Annotated in this window: 1 protein-coding gene; it reads right to left on the bottom strand. The window is 42.2% G+C overall.

What is annotated here, in order from left to right:
• Nucleotides 1-334: 334 nt before the first annotated feature.
• Nucleotides 335-702 (bottom strand): thiamine phosphate synthase (locus ACFIK8_RS10025; RefSeq protein ID WP_375669337.1); only part of this gene is annotated, 368 nt, incomplete at its 5' end.

Here is a 702-nt window from a genome sequence, read left to right as displayed (position 1 = left end):
GAGCACCTGGACATAGCAAAATCTCCCAGAATCCCAGGACACCCGCAAAGCGAGGAAAATTTATGTATCGAGACTTCGGGCTTTTAATCTCTATTGATCATTGCGTCTGCGATCAAGACACCATAATCATGATTATAAGGGGAGAGCCTCTCTGGGCGCTGAAACAGCACTATGATACGTTTGGATGTCTTGTGTCTTTGTTCTTTTATGACAATTTTTCATAAAACCGTCTCTTCCCTGTTTGTTGCAAGAAGCAGTTAGGTGAGGGGTTTTACGTTCTCTGTGCCTGTCGTTTGGTACAGGTGGATATTTCGTTTTTGATGTTTTTTCGGCATTATAAGTGCGAATTTTCACATTTTTCTTTGATCATTTTCAGCATGAGCAAAGGAGAGTCGTGCGCAAAAATGATTTCTTCGACGGCAATAAATTCACATGCGGTCTTTATTACCTCATCAAAACTTGCAAAATCATTTCCTGCTTGAATGATAGCAGGAGTTTCCATAATCTCTGCCCACCAACGGCCTAACTGGAGATTGCGAGGGTGCGCATGCGGTTTTTTATCCGCACCTAATTTGCCAAAAAACAGATAGTCAACACCTGCCTCTCCAGCAACCATCGCACAATGACGGTTACGCAAATTGCCAAAACCAATGATTTTTTGTTCCTTTTTCTGATTTTCAAAGCGCTCGAGAGCGTTAAGAT

Source organism: Bartonella sp. MR168JLCBS (assembly GCF_042194175.1).
Note: the sequence above shows the minus strand (reverse complement) of the source record. Positions and strands in the feature narration are given on the sequence as shown.